Below are 19,699 nucleotides of genomic sequence, written 5' to 3'. Positions count from 1 at the left end.
CTCTTAAGCAGGCAGACGAGGCGGATGATTGGCCTTTATGACGGCCTAGTTATCAAGGCAATAAAACGCCAGATTGGTTAAAAAATATACTTAGCGTGCGTTTTCGTACGGTTGGGCTTCAGACCCCAAATCCGACTGCTCAAAACCAAGCCCGCCAGAAACCACCTGCCATTTGCCGTTCAGCTTAAGTTTTATCAGAATACAGGACGTTTCCCTTCGGCAATCAATGAGATCCCGGAAACGCCACTCCACTATTTAGCCGAACAGCTGGAAGTGGATGTTTTCGGGGTTCAGGAGTATGAGTGGTCTGGGCGAACCGGGGCACGGCATCGCAAGGAGATTCTTAGCTTCCTGGGCATCCGCCGGGTATCAGCAACAGATAAACACGCGTTTTCAGACTGGCTGATTGCTACCCTTTATCCTCATGGCTCTGATCCTGCTGACGCCACCGAGGCTGCATTTGGCTGGTTCCAGCAACGCCAGGTCGAATGTCCCGCCGATAAGGAGCTGGAACGGCTAGTACGTTCGTCTTTCCAACAGTTTGAACTCCATTTGTACCAGCGCTGCGCTGACAGTCTGTCCACTGACAGCAAAATGTTGATGGAAGCTTCACTGAGCAATGGCGCTGATGGCGTAAGTTTTGGCGACCTCAAAGCAGACCCCGGGCGCGTAGGGCTGGAAAGCGTGTTAAAGGAAGTCGAAAAACTCAATTTTATACGTTCACTGCATCTGCCGGTTGATATGTTTGCCTCTTTCAGCACAAAAGTGTTGCAACGTTACCGGCAGCGCGTGAACAGTGAAAGTGCATGGGAAATGAGGCAGCATCCCTGGACAATCCGTTACGGGCTTTACGCCGTTTTTCTGTACAGCCGGCAGAGGGAAATAATCGACGGTTTGATCGAATTGTTCATTCAGATCGTCCATCGCCTGTCAGCACGCTCCGAACGACGGTTGGTTAAAACGCTGCTCGCAGATTTTCAGAAGGTTCATGGCAAAACGGCACTTTTATTCCGGATAGCGGAAGCGGTTTTGAATAATCCTGAGGGGTTGGTTAAAGAAGTTGTGTACCCCGGTTGCGGGAGAGGACACGCTGAAAAGCCTGTTGAAAGAATTTAAATCGTCGGGCCCGGCTTACCAGCAGCAGGTTCATAAGATCCTCAGGTCCTCCTACAGCAACCACTACCGCCGTATGCTGCCCAAAATACTGGATGCGCTGACCTTTTGTTCCGGTAACAACCGCCACCATCCGGTACTGGATGCCCTTGACTGGCTTAAAGACCATGAGAGCAGTACTCAGCGTTATATACGGCTTGAAGATTCTATTCCCGTGGAGGGCGTGATTCAGCCCAAGTGGCATGACATTGTTATTGAAGAGCATCAGGGCGAAAAGCGAATCAACCGGATAAACTACGAGATATGTGTTATGCAGGCACTAAGGAACCGCCTGCGCAGTAAAGAGATCTGGGTGGTGGATGCCGACCGTTACCGAAATCCCGACGATGATCTTCCGCAGGACTTTGATGCTAACCGTGAAAATTATTACCGTGACCTTGGTCAGACCACTGATGCCACCGCCTTCGTTTCACAGTTACGTGATGATTTGAATGCCGCGCTGGAAGCCCTCAACCGCGATATGCCCAAAAATCGCAATGTAAAAATTCGGTCTCAGGGTAAAAACAGGATCTCTATAACTCCCTTTGAGCCCCAAGAGGAACCCGTTAATCTGGCTGGTTTGAAACGTGAGATATCAGGTCGGTGGCCTATGACCAGCCTGCTTGATGTGCTGAAAGAGGCGGACCTGCGGATTGGATTCAGTGATCATTTTAAAAGCGTCGCAGACCGGGAGAACCTCGACAGACAAAGCCTTCAGCAACGTTTACTGCTTTGCCTTTACGGTATGGGGACCAACACCGGCTTAAAACGAGTCAGCGGTGGGCGCCATGGGATAAGTTACAAAGAGCTTCTGAATGTGCGGCGTCGCTATGTACATAAAGCCGCGTTGCGTAATGCGATTGGTCAGGTTGCCCGGGCGATTTTTGCTGTTCGTAATCCTGCCGTCTGGGGTGAAGGGACAACATCCTGTGCTTCGGATTCCAAAAAATTTGGCTCCTGGGATCAAAATCTGATGACGGAATGGCATATTCGGTATGGTGGCCGTGGCGTCATGATTTACTGGCATGTGGAAAAGAAATCCACCTGCATTTACTCCCAGCTCAAGCGTTGCTCTTCTTCTGAAGTCGCCGCCATGATAGAGGGTGTTTTACGCCACTGTACTGATATGGATATCGAGCGACAGTACGTCGACAGCCACGGGCAGAGTGAAGTTGCTTTTGCTTTCTCATATTTGCTCGGTTTTGACCTGCTACCGCGCCTTAAGGCTATCGCCAGCCAGAAACTCTATCGTACCGGTGATGAAAAAACCGGAGACTATCCAAATCTGGACCCCGTGTTAACCCGCGCCATTAACTGGGAACTCATCATTCAGCAGTACGATGAGATGATTAAATACGCAACAGCGTTAAAACAGGGAACCGCAGAACCAGAAGCCATTTTACGCCGGTTTACCAGGAATAACGTTCAGCATCCGACTTATAAGGCTCTGGCGGAGCTGGGGAAAGCAATAAAAACCATTTTCTTATGCCGGTATATTGGCTCCGAAGATCTTCGCATTGAGATAAATGAAGGACTGAATGTAGTGGAAAACTGGAACAGTGCAAATGCGTTCATTTTTTATGGTAAGGGCGGAGAGGTGGCGACAAATCGTCTGGAAGAGCAGGAGTTGTCTGTTCTGGCGCTGCATCTGTTGCAGATTTGCCTGGTCTATGTGAACACGCTGATGATCCAGCAGGTACTCCATGAGCCCGTATGGCTGTCACGAATGAATGCAGAAGACTTCAGGGCACTGACACCGCTGATTTACGCTCATGTAAATCCCTACGGGATATTTGAACTTGATATGGAAACAAGGTTACCGATCGACGTGGTTGCCTGAAAGTTGGCAGTTATCGCAGCTACCCGGTCACTACCCCTATCTGCCAGTGATATGAGCCTTACCACCTCTGCGGCATCGGTTTTCTTTGCTTTATCTGTAATTATGCTTTCCATTCCAGAACACCTTATTATCAATTAGTTGTATTTTGTTCCTGATATTTATCCGGGTACAGCGACACTGCATTACAGCGTGCAAGCACCCGGTAAACTGTAGGCCGTGATACTGAAAATAACTCGGCAAGGTCGCTGATTGAGTCCTGTCCTGTTTCATGCATCCGACATAATTCCTTTTGTTGGGGTACTACTATTTCGAACAGCTATTTAGTAACGTGTGCAGGTGTTAACAAAAGCGTAAGGGCCACCCACTAACCAGGTCAGTTTATCGATTCTGAACACATCAATCTGAAACTCACGACTTCCTGTCCTGTATTCATTCAGGAGACGCTGGAATATGCTGTCATCACTGTTATCGCTATCCAGCTTTTCAATACTTTTAATTTGATAAGCGAACGTTTTACCTTGCGTGAGGTAACCGTTTTCAAGACGGATCGTTCGGCTGAGTCTGCTGGTTTTTTCTTTATCCTGAACGGTTCCGGTAAGCAGGAAATATCCCCTTTTTGAGGAATACAGCCTCAAATCCAGGGCGACGTTGATATAGACGGTTCTGCCATTATCATCCAGCACATATCTTGTAAAAGTCTGGCATTTAAAGGGCAGATTATTAAATTTATTAATACTATCGTGAAGCTTCTTCACAATAACAGGGGGGACCAGTAACAGAACAGCTACGACAACGAAAAAGGCTTTTTTAATCATTGATTTCGTTCCGATTGGTATAGTAAACGTTGTCGCATAATCTGTTCACTCCATCGGCTCCTGCCCGACACACCGATAACATGGTTCGACCATAGGTCTGGGGTACGTCTGAAGTGTAATAGTCAAAGTAAACGTTAGATCCTTTACGGCAGGCAAGATTATTCTCTTTCAGCAGCTTTGATACCTGGGCTTCCACCTTATCTTTGTAGTATTCACTTTCTGACTTAACTGTATGGATCACACACCCCGTTTGTAACGTGTGAGAGGTAAATACTGGATCGCGCCCCGTACTTCTGGAGCTAATAATCCATGTACTTGCCAGGGTAATGAGAGTAAGCACTGTAAGCCCCGCCAGTAGCAGGCGCAAAGTGTATTTTTCAGGTTTTTTTTTCTGCAGTGATTCAACCGATTTCGACGCCACGATTTCATACTGCGGTTCTTTATCGGTTTCCTTTACGATACTGACATGTTCATCAAGCCTTATCCCCACCTTCGGAATGGTGATGACAAAGTTTTCGCACCCATATACCACCATACTCCGTCGCAGAAGGCTCAGATACTGATTAAGATTGCTGTTTGACCCTGTGAGACCGTACTTATCCCATACCTCTCTGAAGAGAAAATCACGTGTCAGAATTTCACATTCTGATTCCAGTAAGATCTGAAGTAATCGCTGAGCAGGCAGCGGAAGCTGAACGACGTCATCAGTATCTGGATGTCTGAGAGTGCCGTCTCCGCTGTCGAAAAGAATAGTACTGTTTATGATGTACTGCACAGCAAATCTCCATCGCGCGTATTTTTGATTACAGAACGTTATTAATGCACAGAGTAAATAAAAACGCCAGCCACAACGACGGAGTGGGATCATCGGCTAATCAGGTTACAATGATGATGTTTCATTTGAACCCACCCTAACTACTGAGCTAATCCGATACGCTTTTTGAAAAGAGATTGATAACGATAACGCCGCACAGGATGAGACCAATACCTGTCAGTGCTGGGATATCCAATTTTTGTCCTGAAAATATCCAGCCAGAAAAAGCAATCAATACAATGCCTGCTCCTGACCAGATAGCGTAAATAACCCCTGTGGGTATAGTTTTCATCGGTACAGTCAGACAGTAAAAGGCAATGGCATATCCTGCAATTGCCACGACACTGGGGACTAATCGGCTAAAACTGTCTGACAGTTTTAGTGAGGTTGTCGCGACAACCTCCATTAATACAGAGATGCTTAAATAGAATAATGCTATTCTTGTCATTTTATTACCTCTTGAATTTTATTCTTCGCTAAAGGTTTAACCCAGAACTCATGAATGCGTATCAGTACATGAACCTGCCTTTTTTTAGATGTAAACTGGCTCTTCCTGATTCAGTTTGAGCACTGAATGTGATTTGTTCCGCTGAAATCAGTCCATCCACTAAAATCCCGGGGGCGATTGTCGGTATCGTGGCGACTGCAAAAGAAACATCGTACTTTTCACGTCAAAAACATTGAGCCACATTATTTCGTGATAATGAAGGATCCGAAGCCGTCAGTGATGAAAATTCAGGATGACAATTCTCTCAGGAACAGCTGGTATAATAGAATAACACAGCAGGAAATCACTCTTTTGGTCGAGTATTCGATATTTCTGATAATGAATGAGTCATTAGTTACAGCAGTTGCATGCGTTATCTTTCACAATAAAGGTCCTTCAATAGCAATAATATGTTCTACGTCCATGAGTAATCCGTGCATATCGTAGAAATAATCGCTTCCGTTGTCGTGAATGTCGAGGCATTCCTTAAGTTTCTCTTTAATATAAAAATAGCTCGCGCGATCCGGGACGTCATCACAAAACGCTTTGAGAAATTCTATTAGAACAGCAACTTCAATGAAACCATACTTATGCAATCTATCGATGATGGCGTTTCTACATATCATCAGTTGCATTCGTGCGAGGTCGTTTTTTTCGAGGGTTTGTTGAATTGGCAAAGCAACCTGGGAGTCTTGTCTAAGTAAGTGTTTTATTACTGATAAGATGGCCATACAGAGTTTTTCCAGTGATTGAAATGTTCATGCAAATTATGCATTAAATAAAATGAATTAGGCACATATATAAGGAATGGTCTCATATATAGAGTTTCATACTGTATTATTTGTTATGTATAGGTTTTAAATCTGCCATTGTTTGCCTTGCATCTTCCGGGAAAAGATGATGGCTCAATTACTGAGCGCTTAAATCAGGCTCGCAAGGTCTATAAGACAGCCAGACGCTGCACTCGGAAAATACCGAAATTACGTCATCCGTGATTATAATTTCTATACATACCTCCTTAATGACATTGATGCACACGCCATTCATTGGCATGCCACGCTGAAAAAACCATTTGCAAGAGCGTCTAGGATTGTATTGCTGGATGGATTTAGTCATTAACGCCGGGAATTCATATAAATTTGGAATAACCACCTAAATATACTGGCATTTGAGATATATGTTCTAAAAATGGACGGGGTTGTATAAATTCAATCGCATGCCTGTATGGCAAAGGAAATTGTTAATGCATATGTTTTGTCTGTTCTGCATTAAAGAGCAGATAATAATTTTCAGCAATATTGGATAACAATGTTTAACTATATTGTTGAAGAGCAATGACAGTGGTGGTAATACGTTAACTCATTTACTTACTCAGTTTTAGACGATAATGCCTCTGAGAACATCACAAGTGTATTGGTTTTTTTCCATCCTGGTGAGGAATATCTGTGCCTTAAACTTTAATCCTATTAAAGAGGTTGCTCCATGCCTAAAAAAATTATAATAAATCATATTAACATAATCAGGAGGCTAAATGACTATGCAGAGTCCGCGAAAGTAGACAGATTCTCTAAAGGTAAACGTATTTATAACTTTAGCAGCAATGATGCAAAACGCGTGTTTTTTATCATTGAGGGGGATTTTTTTCTCCGATCATCTGAAACAGGAAAGATAATTAAAGTCATTTCAGCTCCTTTTGTAATAGGGGCAATGCCATCGCTTGAACCACAGTCTGTGTTTATTCAGATGATAGACTATGGGAAAATAAAATCTCTTGACTATAATTACTTTTGGAGTTTGGTTAACTACCAGGGGTTATTTCCGGATGCAATGAAGGTGATGTCTGGATATCATACTGATCTAATGAAATTCATTAATGGCCATAAAGAGAGTAATGAAGAGCACGTGCGAACTTTAGTGGATCGATGGAAGTACCATCCATGTCATATCAAGAAAAAAATATCGCTTTTGTTCTTCATCACAAATAGCTCTTTTATGTCAAAAAGCACTGCGGCCAGAATTATTAAAAGAATGAAAGAAACCGGGTGTATCAATTTAAAGGATGGCAGACTCGTGGTTGATGAAAACTAACCTTAAATTAAAGAAGTACGGGCCTGATTCTTCCACTAACAAAGAATAGTCAGATGCCCAGGCAGAGGTACGCCTTTATCCGTGAGAACATTTTTTTCTGACCTGTTCATCTGTTCTGTCGGTGGCGGGAAGTTCATCCGACTAAATAGCTGTTCGAAATAGTAGATCACTTTGAGGGAACTCAGCCCGGATTGTGCGATCTGATCAATCGCCAAATCAAAACAAACCACCAACCGGACCGGGCGATGCCGATCATAGCACCAATACCCCGTACCGAACGACGCCTGATGCAGACAACTATCCATAAAACGCGTGACAAGAACCATGCCCGCAGGCTGACCGCCATGCTGATGCTGCACCGGGCCGTGAGCGCCGCTGGCCGTTTGACCATATCTGTAACCTGTTGCGCCAGATGATAAAACAGACGCCGGGTGATTTTGGTTATCAGCGTTCACGCTGGAGCACAGAACTTATGGCAATAAAAATCAATGAGATAACAGGTTGCCGGTTACACACCTCCACTGTACGTCGCTGGCTCCCGGCAGCAGGACTGGTGTGGCGCAGGGCTGCGCCCACACTGCGTATCCGCGACCCGCACAAAGATGAAAAAATGGCTGCCATCAGTGCTGCGCTGGAACAGTGCAGTCAGGAACATCCGGTGTTTTACGAAGATGAAGTGGATATCCATCTCAACCCGAAAATCGGTGCCGACTGGCAGGTCCGCGGGCAGCAAAAGCTCAGTCTTATTTATCAGTCTGTTAAAGCACCTGAAGGCAACGTACCGGCGGGCGAAAACCATCACACTCATCGTGGACAACTACATTATCCACAAGAGCCGGGAAACGCAGCGCTGGCTGAAGGAAAATCCGAAGTTTAGGGTCATTTATCAGCCGGTTTATTCGCCGTGGGTGAATCATGTTGAACGTCTGTGGCAGGCACTGCATGACACCATTACCCGAAATCACCAGTGCCGCTCAATGTGGCAACTGTTGAAAAAAGTTCGCCACTTTATGGAGACCGTCAGCCCATTCCCCGGAGGCAGGCACGGACTGGCAAAAGTGTAGCGGTATTAGGAACACCTATTTAGCGGGCAAAAGAAAATAAGCCTCAATACCGTTCTGCGTCATCTAAAAAACTTGCACCGTACCAGGTAGCACAAAACGTTGAGCCAGGCGCAGAGGTCGTCATCTGCTATGAAGCCGATGAACAGTGGTCTTACGTGCGGTCTAAGGGCAATCCACGCTGGTTATTCTACGCTTACGACCGCATCCGGAAGTGTGTCCTGGCCCATGTATTCGGGCCACGCAATGCCCTGACTTTACGGCGACTTCTGGCTTTACTGAGCCAGTTTAACATCGCTTTTTACATGACTGACGCCTGGCCTGTGTACCGGACTTTACTGGCTTCAACCAGTCATGTTATCAGCAAAAAATACACCCAGCGGATAGAGCGACATAATCTTAACCTGCGAACCCACCTTAAGCGGCTTGCCCGCAGGACTATCTGCTTCTCAAAGTCAGCGGCTATGCACGATAAGATCATCGGCTGGTATCTGACAATTCATCACTACCACTAAATCTGCGTCATGACCGCAAAAGGGAACAATAAGTCTACCACCACAGGCTATTTGCAACAGTGCCACTATATCTGCTTACGGTTCTTTATAAGTAATCTAGCTTCATGTTAATGATAGTACTAAAACTTCCCGCCGTTACAGTATCGCTTGTAGTAGCATATCTGACATTAAATTTCAGCATCATGTCGACTCCGGGGGTAAGCGTGACTTCATCTGTTACTTTGCCATCATAGCGAAACACAGAAGTGGAACCATTACTTTTAAACATTACAAGCCCTAAACCGGTTGCAACAGGGGTTATTGTTGATACATTGCCGAATATTATCGGTTCGTTATTCTCTGACGCAGGGCCTGATGCGGTGAGCATAACCTTGCTGGCACCAGAACCACAATCCTTCAGATTTAAAAATACATCCGAGGAGCCTACTCTACCACCCGTCTTAAAATCACTAACTGAAACAGTAGGTAATTCGAATGAAGGTGAACTGTTCTCCAGCACACAGGTATTGCTCTTAACCGCTCCATTTATGGTGATTTGTGCTTTGTCAATTGCAGCGAGTAAAGGACTGCTAACAATCATGGTAACCACTCCCATTAAAACAGTTAACAATATTCTATTTTTCAATATACGCATGGTCTCTCATCACTCCAGATTTAAATTGCGAACAACACGAATTGTAATACATGGTTTAGGGTCTCCATTATCAATGGTATTTTCCTATACACCTCATACACCTCAAAAATAAATCAGTTCCGAATGTATGTTTAATGTTATGAATTACAGACTTCACAGGAAGAAGTAGAAAACCCATCAGCTTCCCGCCCCATTTTTCCGGACCTGCTGGAGTTAATGTGACAAACCCCATTCAGGGTAAGGTCAAATTGGGCTTATAATTAGATTCATAACGGCTTTGTATTCTCCTGGCTCAACTGTTGCCTTAGAAGAACGGGGGCTTATTGTTATCGTTTTGCTACCCTCCTTTACATTACTCTTCAACTGCGCACTTCCGTTGCTCATGTCAATATCCTTTCCACTATCAGACAACAAAAATGACAAATTTCCGTCTGTTGCGAGATATTTACCGTCGTTCTTTCCTGAAATAGCTAATGTATACGCTTCTGTTCCACTGCATTCTGGAGTTATATTAATGGTTTTTATAACACCTGCCCAGTCTGAACTTCGCGGGCTCAGTACAGAAAAATCCACCAAAGTGGGCTGAACATCAACTGTGCAGAATCGTGCGTTAGGGTTCGCCTTAATAGTGATATTCCTTGTTGTCCCACCGGTGGGGCTCCCAAAACTAAGGCTCATACTCGATTCCTGGCCGCAATTATTTTCACCATTAAACGTTACTGCAAAAATATAACCATAAGTTCCATCATCATAACCACTATTAAAAGGGATGCCCTCCTTAAGAACGACTGGTTGATAACCACCCGGCGCGTGCCACATGGTATATGTGCCATTCGGTTTAAAACATGCCGGAGGCGTCACTGATACATAATCAATGCTGAATGTGTTATAAAGAAATAGTGGTTCTGAGCTCCAGACACCATCAGCACCAATTTCGCCAGTATAACCAACGGCAGTCACCGCAGGACTTAACAAACACAGAATTATTAATGCCATTATATTCGGCCTTTTCATACATATCTCACTGATACTCAAAGCTCATATTCACGACGGTGCTGAATTTCCCGGCGACCACCGCATCCCCTGTTCCGACGTAAGCGGCTTTATAAATCAGGGTATTATTTGCCGACGGTGTCAGCGTGCTTTTCTCTGTTACCAGTCCGTCAGGATTAAATTTCGTCTTACCGTCTGTCTGATAAAAGTAGAGCCCGACGCCCGTGGCGCCTTCGCCCTCCGCATTTCTGAAGGCCGAGGTATCATCACTATCCGCGTCGCCCCAGGCCGTGACCTTCATCTCAGTGGCTGCCGCACCGCAGTCCCTGAGCACCATGTTGACCTCCTTTTCGCCGCCGGTGGTCCCTTTCCCTTTAATATCCCGGTCAGCAATATCACTGAGGGTAATAAGTTGCTCTTTTGAACCGCTGCTGAGGGTGCAGGTATTGGCCAGCACCTTACCGTTAACGATGAGGGAGGTACCGTCGCTGGCGGCCTGTGCCAGACCTGAGCAGACCAGCAGTACTGCAGAAAAATATTTACTGATTAATGATGCCATCCTGAGCGCCCCGTCTTTTATCTCTTCCGTTTGTGTATTTACTGATAATCAAAGGTCATGTTTACCACCGTACTGAAAGCACCGGCGGTCACGGTATCCTTCGTCCCGACGTAAGATGCCTTATAGGTCAGGGTGTTATCCTGCGAGGGCGTCAGTTTGCTGGTCTGGGTCACCGTGCCCGACGGCACGAATTTTGTGGTGCCGTTCGTCTGGTAAAAATACACCCCCACGCCTGTTGCACCTCCTTCTGCCTGTGCTTTGACGTTGGCAAAGGCTGATGCATCGTCGGCATCCGTCGCGCCGGATGCACTGACCACCACGCTGGAGGCACCTGCCTCACAATTTTTCAGCACAATAACAACCTCTTTTGTCCCGCCAGCGGTCCCTTTGCTAATATCACGGTCTGATATATCATCCAGCGTGATGTTCTGTTCTGCCGAGCTGCTGTCGATGGTGCAGGTATTGGTCAGCACCTTTCCTGTGACGGTAATGGTGGCCGTGTCACTGGCTGCCTGCACGGCACCTGTTGCCATCATGAACATAAGTGTTGCTCTGGTTACGCTTTTCATTCTTTAAGTCCTTACGGTATAACCGCTTACGCGCGGCATTCTGCGTTAATTCTCACGATCGGCTGGCTGGCAGCATCTGCCGGCAGCCGGTACGTAACGTTACATTGCTGGTCAGCTCCGGTCCCCCATTCTGCGTTTGCGGAGCCTTCCGCCGCCATGCCTGACAGGTAAACCTGCCCGTCATCCCCGACAATACCGCTTCGCTCACCGGCAGTGACCAGCGTGCCAAACGGGAGCGGCCTGCCGCGGCGGGTCAAGGTCATCAGGACCCGGTTCCCCGTGTACCCCTTAAAACCAGCCTTCACGATGGCCCCGCGGGTCGGTACCACCTGCGTGACGGCAGAGTCCACGTCGGTGTCATCCCCCAGGGTGGCGGTGTCCAGGGCAACGCGGTTTTCGCGATATGCCGAGGCATAAGGTTTGAGGGTGTATCCGCGCCAGTCTGTGCGGACCCCGGTTTCGTTCTCCAGACGGACGTCACCGGCTCCGGGCGCGGCAACCAGCACGCTGGTTTCCCCGAGCGACTGCCCCAGGGTCAGCCCTTCGGCGTGCAGGAGCGCGCCCCCGCTGACTCCGTAGCTGACCTGACGGTAGCTGTCACTGTAGCTGTATCCCGCACTGCTGCTGCCATATCCGCCACGGTAGCTGGCGTTCAGGTTGCCGCTGTTTCCCTCACGGCGTGTCAGCCCCTGCCCCTGGGAGACGCCCCAGCTGAGATTGCCCGCCTCCAGCGCCGTGCCGCTCAGACCGGCCTGATGCGATATTTCACCGTCCCGGTTCCGGCCGGTGCTGTACGTGGCATACACGGAACGGTTGTTATTCCGGCCCGTGCTGAACAGTGCATCCAGTGGCATGGACAGTGACAGGAAAACGGATTTATCGGTACCGGACTGCCCGATCTGTCTGCTGTAGCTGTAGGTCAGACTATAGTTAACCTGGCCCGCAGCACCGTTAAACCCCGCCTGCAGGGAGTCGCTGTAGCCCGGTGTGTTCCAGTAGCTCTGCCTGATACCTGACAAATACAGCGATCCCAGGTTACCCGCCCGCTGGGACACGCTGGCCTGAACTCTGGCCCGCTTGTTGTTATAGAGGTTGTAGTAGTCGGTGTACGGGCGCTTAACCGGTTTTCCGTCGGCATCAACCGTATCGGTTTCATAGCGCCAGCCTTTCATTCCTTTGAGTGCGGTTTCATCCAGCGAGTGAAACCCCTCCGTGGAATATCGGTAACCGGTCAGCTGGAAGGTGGTACCCAGTGAGTTCAGGGAACGTGCGTACAGAAAACGCAGGGACTGCCCCTGGTGCGTACTGCCGTCAGCAAGCGTACTGCTGGCCTGGGTAACATCGGCGGAAATGGCCCCCAGTGAACCCAGATTCAGGCCTATCCCTAGCAGACCGGCCAGATAGTTGTCTGAATACTGGACGCCGCCGTAGCCGGTAATGTTGTGCGGGAACCCCCGGACAAGCGTTCCCTGAATAAACTCAGGGCTGCTGTAGCTGTCCCCTGACGCACGATAGCGGCCTGCGGTCAGGCTGTACTTCATCCGGCCCTCACGCTGCAGTACGGGTACGGAGGAGTACGGTACCGTAAACATCCGGATACTGCCGTCCGCTTCGGTCACGGTCACATTCAGGTCACCGCTGGAATACACCGGGTACAGGTCGTCAATCGAAAAGGCGCCCGGAGAAACGAAGGTTTCATACACCGTGTAGCCATTCTGGCGGATACTGACCCGGGCATTGGTGCTGGCCACCCCCTGGATAACGGGAGCAAAACCGCGCAGGCTGTCCGGGTACATGCTGTCATCCGTGGCCATCTGCACCCCCCGGAAGCTTAGCGAGTCAAAAATGTCGCCGTCAGACGTCCCGTCACCCACGGTCAGGCTGCTGCGCAGGGGAATGATGGCCCGCTGGGCATAAGTGTTCACGTGCTGCCAGCGGCGCCAGGTGTAATAATCACTGCGGTATTCGTTCCAGGTCCGGTGATCCCGTAAACGCCAGGGACCAATATTGAACCCACCATTAAGATTAAGATAACTGCTCCGGCTGTCACCGTACCGCCCGTGGCTCTGGCTGCCGCTGTAGCTGTAATTAAGCAGCGCGGCGTTAATACCCTCATCCCAGCGTTCAGGGGGAATGTACCCTCTTGCACTGTTACGCATGGCGGCCTGTGGCACGCTCACATCAAGCCGCATACGCTGGAAATCAAAGGACGTAAAGGCTTCCGGTATGTATTTGCCCGGCGAAACGCAGGCGTTCTGAGGTTCATCCGCGCCGGCAGGGAGCTGACGGATATTTACGCCCAGTTCATCAAGGTCATCGCGTGTCAGACAAGCCATCAGGCCGGTGCTGTCATGCACTTCATTTTTTCCCGTTCCGGCAGGCGCATCCTTAAAAAGCACATTGCGGCTGGCAGCCTGGGTGCCGTTGATAAAGATATCGACCTGATAGTTACCCGGCAGCTGGGCACCAGCCTTCTGCAGGCGGGTCATGTCTGCCACCATGGACGGATCGGCTGAAATCAGCTCCGGAGCAAAGTAGAGCTCAGCCCGTGCGCCAGACGGGAACAGCGCCAGCGACACCAGGAAAGCCACAACGGAAACAGCGCGCAGTGGTCCGGGCTGATTCTGTCCATGATGGCTGCTTCTCATCGGACATCGTTGCTGCATGACTGGCTCCTGACTCCTGTTGCTGGTGCTCATTCGGGAAGTGATTACCTGATGTCTGCACGGATTTCCGGCGTGGCTGCCCCGAAATCATTGATGGTCCGGTAAGTTACGGTGCTTCCCGCCCCCGAAGGGAGTGGCAGTGACAGACTGCTTCGCGGGTTGACCATGATGTCAGGCAGTGCCTGTCCACCGGATTTCATGCTGGCCAGGGTAACGTGGTATGGCGTCGGATTGTCGATGCGCAGCTGTGAGCCGGCGCGGTGGAAGGTCAGCATCCCGGGGACTTTTTCCACCGCAGGCTGAAGGCCGGCCGGACGAACAAACAGTTTTATACGGGTGGTTGCCGCGAGCATGAGGATGTTTTTTCCCTCAATATCCTTTTTGTCCATGGCCGGGATGGCTTTGGTGTTAAAGAAGTAGAGCGTTTCCTGGTCCGTACGGGTGGGCTGGCCGACGTACATAATGCGGAGGGTATTCTCATTACCCGGACCGCTGACATACACAGGCGGAGTAACGACAAAATCCTGACTTTTTTTACCGTCCGGCTGCTCAACCCATGACTGGACCATGAAGCTTGCCTTCTCTGCCGTATTGCGCACGGACATGCTGACCTGCTTTTGTCCGGCCGGGAACACCACACGGGTGCCACCGATAGTTATGCCGCCGGCATTCGCCAGGGACGGAGCGAGGCTGACGGCAGAAAGCAGCACAGCGCGCAGAAGTTTTCGGGATGGAAGCATGGGAAATTCCTTACATAATGAGGATGAAGCTGACAGCGCGGTGAAAATCACCGCACTGTCAGGGTGAAACCGTTACTTACTCGTAGCTGATCTGGAAGTTAACGGTGGAATTAGCGGAGCCGGGGACCGCGCCATCGGCGGTGGCCACGTAGGCGGCGCTGAACGGGATCTGGTTATTACCGCTCAGAATTTTCTGGGCGGCTGTGGCGGTACTGCCGTCCACTTTTACCGCCTTATTATTCTGATAAATCTGGATACCCACGTTCTGTGCTGCGGAGGTGGTGTCCCCGGCGCCGTTTGATGCAGGCTGAATGGCAAGCGTGGAGTCATCCCCGGTCGTAGCGCCGTTAAAGGTGATGGAGGCACTGGTGTAACTGACGGTTTCATCCGGTTTAGCCGGATTGGCGACAGTCAAATCGCATCCGGTCAGACCAATGGTGAACGGAACAGCGGAGCTGGTATCGCCTTTGGCAGCCAGGCGGCTGGCCGGGACCTGACCCAGGATAACGGTCTGCCCGTCAGTGGTGTTATCAACCGCACAGGGGGCAGCAACCACAGCACCCTCAAAATTGATTTTCCCGCCGTCAACGGTAATGGCCGGGGCTGCAGCGTGTCCGGAAAACGCGGTCACAAACAGGGTTGGCATTAATGCCGCGATAGCCAGTTTTTTCATGGTATTGATTCCTTAAGTTAAGATAAAAATCAGTGTCCCGTCCTTCCCGGACACTGCAACAAACATGGCGTCAGTAATGACTGAAATATCGAAGTTATGGCCGGTCCGGAAATTCGGTTTCAATGACTGCCCTGACTCTTTCCAGCGCATAGAAATAGTCGCCACCGTTACTGTTATTCCTGAGGCACTGGTTTATCTTCCGGTAAATCCACGAAAGATCGACATCGTCAGGGAATTCTTCACAGACGTAAGTGAGGAAAGACAATATCTGCCCGCACTCACTGAATCCGTAAAACTGGATTATCTCTGTAATATATTCTCGGCTTAATTTCATGACTTCATCCGTGTATTAACTGACGAGGAGTATTCTGGGTTTTGGTTGTTTCATCGTCAACCCCGATCAATATCAATAAAATGATTGCCATCACCTATCGGTATATAGGTTAACGATCGTTTAAAACGATCGTTAAGGGGGGGTTACTTACAAATATCCGCTTGATTTAGATGTAATTACGTCGGCACTGTAAGTTATTGTTATGCATGATTGCCTGATGAAGACGCGTGTTACTGCTGAATTGTTACCGGTGTGTATCATAAAAAAACGGGTCTCATTTGGGCGTGGATGTTTAATATTATGGCAGGATGTTAATGGTCGTGGTGGAATATCCTGGATTAGCCGTTATTTTATAACGCCGTGTTTTTTGTGGGCCTGGAAGCCCTGTGTTGACAACCGGTGATGGATCCCCGTATTCATACCAGAGCACTCAGAATATTTGTAAATATATCTGCGAAGTGCAGGGAAAAACGATCTGCTGATGCTTTTTCTATCCGTGCTGTCATCATGGCGGATCGTGAAACACAGCAGAAATAAAGGTTCAAGTGGCGTTCAGGATATTCCCCACGGAATATTCGTGAACAGAGAAAAAAGTGTCCTGTTTAACTTGACCAGTACACTTATTATCAGAAAGGCAATGATGATGGCAGGGAAAATCTCCCTGCGTGACAGTCAAGTAGGCCAGTGCGTGATGGTTTCGGGGTGGGACTATTAGTGAGGTGGGATTCTGATGAATGTAAACGAAAGTGTAAAAACCAAAGTAAGTATCCTCCGGCAAAGCCGGGGGCTTTAGGGTGAGCGCCTCAAAGGCGCTGATAAACCATGAGCCGCCCAAGACGGCTGCTATACGCTTAGTTTCATCTGATCGTACCGTTCGTCTTCTCGTTCTTGATTGCGTATGTAAGCCCTGACCGTGGCCTCATCCAGGGGTCCGCTTGGAAAAAGGAAAATAATCTACGCTAAGACTGTTTTTTAACCAAGCAGTTGTAAGTACCCCCTCGGATTGCGGGGCTACAACGTTTCTGTGTACGAAACGAGCGGTTTCGTACACCCTCTGCAAAAGATGTACGAAAGTAAGTATAATTTATTTCGTACATGCATATAATTCGGACATCCATTACGTACAGGAATTTTCACTATGTCACGAGTTTTTGCCTACTGCCGGGTCTCCACTCTCGAACAGACCACCGAAAATCAGCGCAGGGAAATTGAGGCGGCTGGTTTTGCCATCAGACCCCAGCGACTGATTGAGGAGCAAATCAGCGGTTCGGTGGCCGCCAGCGAACGTCCCGGTTTTGCCCGGTTGCTTGATCGTATGGAAAATGGCGACGTACTGATTGTCACCAAACTTGACCGTCTGGGGCGCAATGCGATGGACGTACGAAAGAAAGTAGAGCTGCTGGCAAAGTCAGATATTCAGGTTCACTGCCTGGCGCTGGGCGGAGTTGATCTTACCAGCCCGGCAGGGAAAATGACCATGCAGGTCATTTCGGCGGTGGCTGAGTTCGAACGTGATTTGCTTCTTGAACGCACTCATTCTGGTATTGCCAGAGCAAAAGCGGCAGGAAAACGCTTCGGGCGTCCACCTGCATTAAATGAGGAACAGCAGCAGGCGGTGATCATTCGTCTGAAAGCTGGAGACAGCATCAGTGCTGTTGCCCGTCAGTTCAGTACAACTCGGCAAACCATTCACAGAATAAAGGCCGGGATGATTTTATAACCTGAAGGGGCAAATAATTCGCCCTGGTGTTTCATACAGCCTGCCCCACGAGGAGTTTCATGGTATCGTTAACAAAAAAACAAACCGCACAGCTTTCAGAGATGGGTCATGACGTGCTACTCAATATCATTCATGACCTGATACAGGATAATAAACAGGCCAGGAACGCACTGGTGAACGGGTATCTGTTATCGGCAGCGGAGGTACTCAAAGCCGTCGAGAAGGAGTATGTCCGACGCGCCAAAAGCAAACGTTTTTATGATTACTATGATGCCGATGCCTTTTTTGACGAGCTGACACGCAGTATAGCGACCCCCCTTGTGGGTATCGCCCACGCGCTCCCCGAGCAGGTGGAAAGTCTGAGCGTAAAAATGATGCTTGAGTTCGAAAAATTCACCGGTAACGTGGACACCTCCAGCGGAAGTTGGATGGACTACTACACCATTTTGTTGGATGCGTGGATGAAATCACTGGGAGCGCAAAAAAACAACGATCCTGCATTCATTGCTAAAAAAATATTCACCGTTGTTGAAAGAGAATTTTATTTTGGGATTGAAATCTTTAAAAAATACCGCGCCTTACTCGGTACGGATATTTTACGTATAATTCGTGACATGTATTATCAAAAAAAACTCCACCGGGAAGCTTTGGGTCTCAGCATGATAATGAAAGACCTGGATTTTCTGACGATGGCGTTTAAAAACGATGAGTTTTGCCATTCCACCCATTATTTTGATTATGCCAGATTACTTATGGAAGAACTGCGGTCCGATGATGCACTCGCCGTATTAAAAAGTCAGCGGAATGACGATGAGGATATCACAGATAATATCATATGGAATGAACTATTCATTCAGGCCCTGATTGAGGAAGGGAGAAAAGAAGAGGCCAAAGCCCACTGTATTACAGCATTCACCTTTCAAGGTGATACCCGTTTTTATCATCTGTACACAAAAGCTGCTGAAAAAGATGTCGATCACAGCCCGGCATTCCTGAAAATAGCAAAAGATACAGGATTAGCGCCATATGTCTGTTTTGCATCAGACATTGAACGGTATGACTTAATCGACGCCTGCATTATGGGCACGCCAAAAAACAACCTCGCCGACTCGCTGGCTTATATCACCCATTCATATTTACGGACATTATCCAGTACCCTGCATAAACACGGCTATGCGCATACGGCGACCCTTTTGCGCCGCTTTTTGGTGGAGGACAACATTCAGCAATCAAAAAGCAAGTATTACAGCTATGCCGCTTCAGACATGAAAAAAGCCATCGATTATGGCGAAGGTCTGGAGGATTGCCCTCAGCTTCCGGAAACAGAGGGCTACCTCAGAACTCTCTACGAACAACATAAACGTAAAACCGCACTCTGGCCACTGATGACAGATAAAATCAAAGGATTATCCGTAGGAAAGGACGGCCTACGCTACAGCAGAGATGCCTCATGACATCACAGGAACTGTATGACCACGCGGTGTCACTGCTGGCAAGGCGGGATTACGCATCCGGTGAGTTGACACGGGCTCTGAGTAAGATGACGGAAAACAGAGAGAATATCGACAGGGCGTTGTCGAGACTGGGTGAGTGTGGTTATCTGGATGATAACCGCCTGATAACGCACCTGATTGATAAACATGTTCGAAAAAAACATGGCCCGGCCAGAATCAAACAGGAGATCAGGCAAAAAGGTTTTTCTCAGGAGTTGGTCGAGCAGATGCTGGAGAAAGTGGATGTGGACTGGTATGCCATGGCAAGGGACCTGAAAGTCAGTAAATTTGGTGATGCGGTGGTATCAGAAGCCAAAGAAAAAAACAAACAGATTCGCTACCTCCAGTACAAGGGGTTTTCGATGGACATGATATTTGAGGCGTTAAGCTGATCATGGTTGTCAGAGCCCCATCCAAGACGTCTGGCGGATACTGGTGTCATCATATCGCTGGGCGGACTTTTCCCCCTGATTTAGCAGCTTTTTTTCTGCCGTTTTTCCCCGCTTTGTTAAAGTGCATTCCAACTCGCCCCGACGGGCACTTTGT

At 48.5% G+C, this 19,699-nt stretch carries 19 protein-coding genes and 7 pseudogenes; 10 read left to right on the top strand and 16 right to left on the bottom strand.

Features of this window, described 5'->3' with window-relative positions:
* Window positions 1-111 precede the first annotated feature (111 nt).
* Both AM629_RS25390 and AM629_RS18035 read left to right on the top strand, forming a co-directional pair.
* Window positions 112-513 (top strand): annotated as a pseudogene (locus tag AM629_RS25390) (DUF4158 domain-containing protein); the annotation flags it as partial.
* Between the two features lie 267 nt (window positions 514-780).
* Window positions 781-2,992: pseudogene (locus AM629_RS18035) on the top strand (Tn3 family transposase); the annotation flags it as partial.
* Between the two features lie 130 nt (window positions 2,993-3,122).
* Here AM629_RS18035 and AM629_RS22550 read toward each other — a convergent pair.
* The 6 genes and pseudogenes from AM629_RS22550 to AM629_RS18015 form a co-directional block, all read right to left on the bottom strand.
* Window positions 3,123-3,287 (bottom strand): annotated as a pseudogene (locus tag AM629_RS22550) (helix-turn-helix domain-containing protein); the annotation flags it as partial.
* Window positions 3,288-3,312: 25 nt separating this feature from the next.
* A complete protein-coding gene (locus AM629_RS18030; protein ID WP_054480754.1) occupies window positions 3,313-3,807 on the bottom strand; it encodes a FidL-like protein in 495 nt (164 codons plus the stop codon).
* Window positions 3,800-4,339, bottom strand: coding sequence for a hypothetical protein (locus AM629_RS18025; RefSeq protein WP_235525521.1), 540 nt, complete (start codon window positions 4,337-4,339; stop codon window positions 3,800-3,802). The genes AM629_RS18030 and AM629_RS18025 overlap by 8 nt, the downstream gene beginning before the upstream one ends.
* Before the next feature lie 6 nt (window positions 4,340-4,345).
* Window positions 4,346-4,441: pseudogene (locus AM629_RS25340) on the bottom strand (winged helix-turn-helix domain-containing protein); the annotation flags it as partial.
* Between the two features lie 289 nt (window positions 4,442-4,730).
* A complete protein-coding gene (locus AM629_RS18020; protein ID WP_054480750.1) occupies window positions 4,731-5,069 on the bottom strand; it encodes a DMT family transporter in 339 nt (112 codons plus the stop codon).
* Between the two features lie 419 nt (window positions 5,070-5,488).
* Window positions 5,489-5,839 (bottom strand): hypothetical protein, encoded by a 351-nt coding sequence (locus AM629_RS18015; RefSeq protein WP_054480748.1) that lies wholly within the window; start codon window positions 5,837-5,839, stop codon window positions 5,489-5,491.
* 751 nt (window positions 5,840-6,590) lie between these two features.
* Here AM629_RS18015 and AM629_RS18010 point away from each other — a divergent pair.
* The gene (locus AM629_RS18010) at window positions 6,591-7,196 is read left to right on the top strand and encodes a cyclic nucleotide-binding domain-containing protein (RefSeq protein WP_054480746.1); all 606 of its coding nucleotides are present in this window, start codon (window positions 6,591-6,593) and stop codon (window positions 7,194-7,196) included.
* A gap of 35 nt (window positions 7,197-7,231) precedes the next feature.
* On the opposite strand, the gene AM629_RS23625 is transcribed toward AM629_RS18010, so the two are convergent.
* Complete coding sequence (locus AM629_RS23625) at window positions 7,232-7,411, bottom strand: hypothetical protein (RefSeq protein WP_152912028.1); 180 nt, start codon at window positions 7,409-7,411, stop codon at window positions 7,232-7,234.
* Between the two features lie 30 nt (window positions 7,412-7,441).
* Between AM629_RS23625 and AM629_RS18000 the strand changes: the two are divergent.
* Together AM629_RS18000 and AM629_RS22545 are read left to right on the top strand one after the other, a co-directional pair.
* Window positions 7,442-8,260, top strand: a pseudogene (locus tag AM629_RS18000) (transposase).
* 36 nt (window positions 8,261-8,296) lie between these two features.
* Window positions 8,297-8,772 (top strand): annotated as a pseudogene (locus tag AM629_RS22545) (IS1 family transposase); the annotation flags it as partial.
* A gap of 85 nt (window positions 8,773-8,857) precedes the next feature.
* Here the strand turns inward: AM629_RS22545 and AM629_RS17995 are convergent.
* The 8 genes from AM629_RS17995 to AM629_RS17965 all read right to left on the bottom strand — a co-directional run bounded on the left by AM629_RS17995 (window position 8,858) and on the right by AM629_RS17965 (window position 15,606).
* Window positions 8,858-9,406, bottom strand: coding sequence for a fimbrial protein (locus tag AM629_RS17995; RefSeq protein ID WP_054480744.1), 549 nt, complete (start codon window positions 9,404-9,406; stop codon window positions 8,858-8,860).
* Window positions 9,407-9,649: 243 nt separating this feature from the next.
* Window positions 9,650-10,420, bottom strand: coding sequence for a hypothetical protein (locus AM629_RS17990; protein ID WP_152912027.1), 771 nt, complete (start codon window positions 10,418-10,420; stop codon window positions 9,650-9,652).
* A gap of 7 nt (window positions 10,421-10,427) precedes the next feature.
* A complete protein-coding gene (locus AM629_RS17985) occupies window positions 10,428-10,958 on the bottom strand; it encodes a fimbrial protein (protein ID WP_054480741.1) in 531 nt (176 codons plus the stop codon).
* A 38-nt stretch (window positions 10,959-10,996) separates the two neighbouring features.
* On the bottom strand, window positions 10,997-11,527 hold the full coding sequence (locus AM629_RS17980; protein ID WP_054480739.1) for a fimbrial protein: 531 nt from the start codon (window positions 11,525-11,527) through the stop codon (window positions 10,997-10,999).
* Between the two features lie 26 nt (window positions 11,528-11,553).
* On the bottom strand, window positions 11,554-14,106 hold the full coding sequence (locus AM629_RS17975; protein ID WP_235525519.1) for a fimbrial biogenesis usher protein: 2,553 nt from the start codon (window positions 14,104-14,106) through the stop codon (window positions 11,554-11,556).
* Window positions 14,069-14,254: a hypothetical protein gene (locus tag AM629_RS24745; RefSeq protein WP_235525517.1), complete on the bottom strand. Its 186-nt coding sequence runs from the start codon at window positions 14,252-14,254 to the stop codon at window positions 14,069-14,071. Before AM629_RS24745 ends, AM629_RS17975 begins: the two co-directional genes overlap by 38 nt.
* Window positions 14,238-14,933, bottom strand: a complete 696-nt coding sequence (locus AM629_RS17970; protein WP_054480734.1) for a fimbria/pilus periplasmic chaperone — start codon at window positions 14,931-14,933, stop codon at window positions 14,238-14,240. Before AM629_RS17970 ends, AM629_RS24745 begins: the two co-directional genes overlap by 17 nt.
* 76 nt (window positions 14,934-15,009) lie before the next feature.
* Entirely contained in the window at window positions 15,010-15,606 is a 597-nt protein-coding gene (locus AM629_RS17965; protein ID WP_054480732.1) for a fimbrial protein, read from the bottom strand.
* Between the two features lie 76 nt (window positions 15,607-15,682).
* On the opposite strand from AM629_RS17965, the gene AM629_RS23075 reads away from it, so the two are divergent.
* Both AM629_RS23075 and AM629_RS24020 read left to right on the top strand, forming a co-directional pair.
* Complete coding sequence (locus AM629_RS23075) at window positions 15,683-15,934, top strand: hypothetical protein (RefSeq protein ID WP_054480730.1); 252 nt, start codon at window positions 15,683-15,685, stop codon at window positions 15,932-15,934.
* Window positions 15,935-16,457: 523 nt separating this feature from the next.
* On the top strand, window positions 16,458-16,655 hold the full coding sequence (locus AM629_RS24020) for a hypothetical protein (protein ID WP_161804246.1): 198 nt from the start codon (window positions 16,458-16,460) through the stop codon (window positions 16,653-16,655).
* 128 nt (window positions 16,656-16,783) lie between these two features.
* Here the strand turns inward: AM629_RS24020 and AM629_RS25335 are convergent.
* Window positions 16,784-16,867: pseudogene (locus tag AM629_RS25335) on the bottom strand (IS200/IS605 family transposase); the annotation flags it as partial.
* A 211-nt stretch (window positions 16,868-17,078) separates the two neighbouring features.
* Between AM629_RS25335 and AM629_RS17950 the strand changes: the two are divergent.
* The 3 genes from AM629_RS17950 to AM629_RS17940 are packed head-to-tail and all read left to right on the top strand — an operon-like array spanning window position 17,079 to window position 19,545.
* The gene (locus AM629_RS17950) at window positions 17,079-17,660 is read left to right on the top strand and encodes a recombinase family protein (protein ID WP_054480726.1); all 582 of its coding nucleotides are present in this window, start codon (window positions 17,079-17,081) and stop codon (window positions 17,658-17,660) included.
* Window positions 17,661-17,719: 59 nt separating this feature from the next.
* The gene (locus AM629_RS17945) at window positions 17,720-19,114 is read left to right on the top strand and encodes a DUF6880 family protein (protein ID WP_054480725.1); all 1,395 of its coding nucleotides are present in this window, start codon (window positions 17,720-17,722) and stop codon (window positions 19,112-19,114) included.
* The gene (locus tag AM629_RS17940) at window positions 19,111-19,545 is read left to right on the top strand and encodes a regulatory protein RecX (protein ID WP_054480723.1); all 435 of its coding nucleotides are present in this window, start codon (window positions 19,111-19,113) and stop codon (window positions 19,543-19,545) included. Before AM629_RS17945 ends, AM629_RS17940 begins: the two co-directional genes overlap by 4 nt.
* Window positions 19,546-19,699 lie beyond the last annotated feature (154 nt).

This window comes from Photorhabdus heterorhabditis (assembly GCF_001280945.1).
GTDB lineage: Bacteria > Pseudomonadota > Gammaproteobacteria > Enterobacterales > Enterobacteriaceae > Photorhabdus > Photorhabdus heterorhabditis.
The sequence above is the reverse complement of the archived record's forward strand: the minus strand, read 5'-3'. Positions and strand labels throughout refer to the sequence as shown.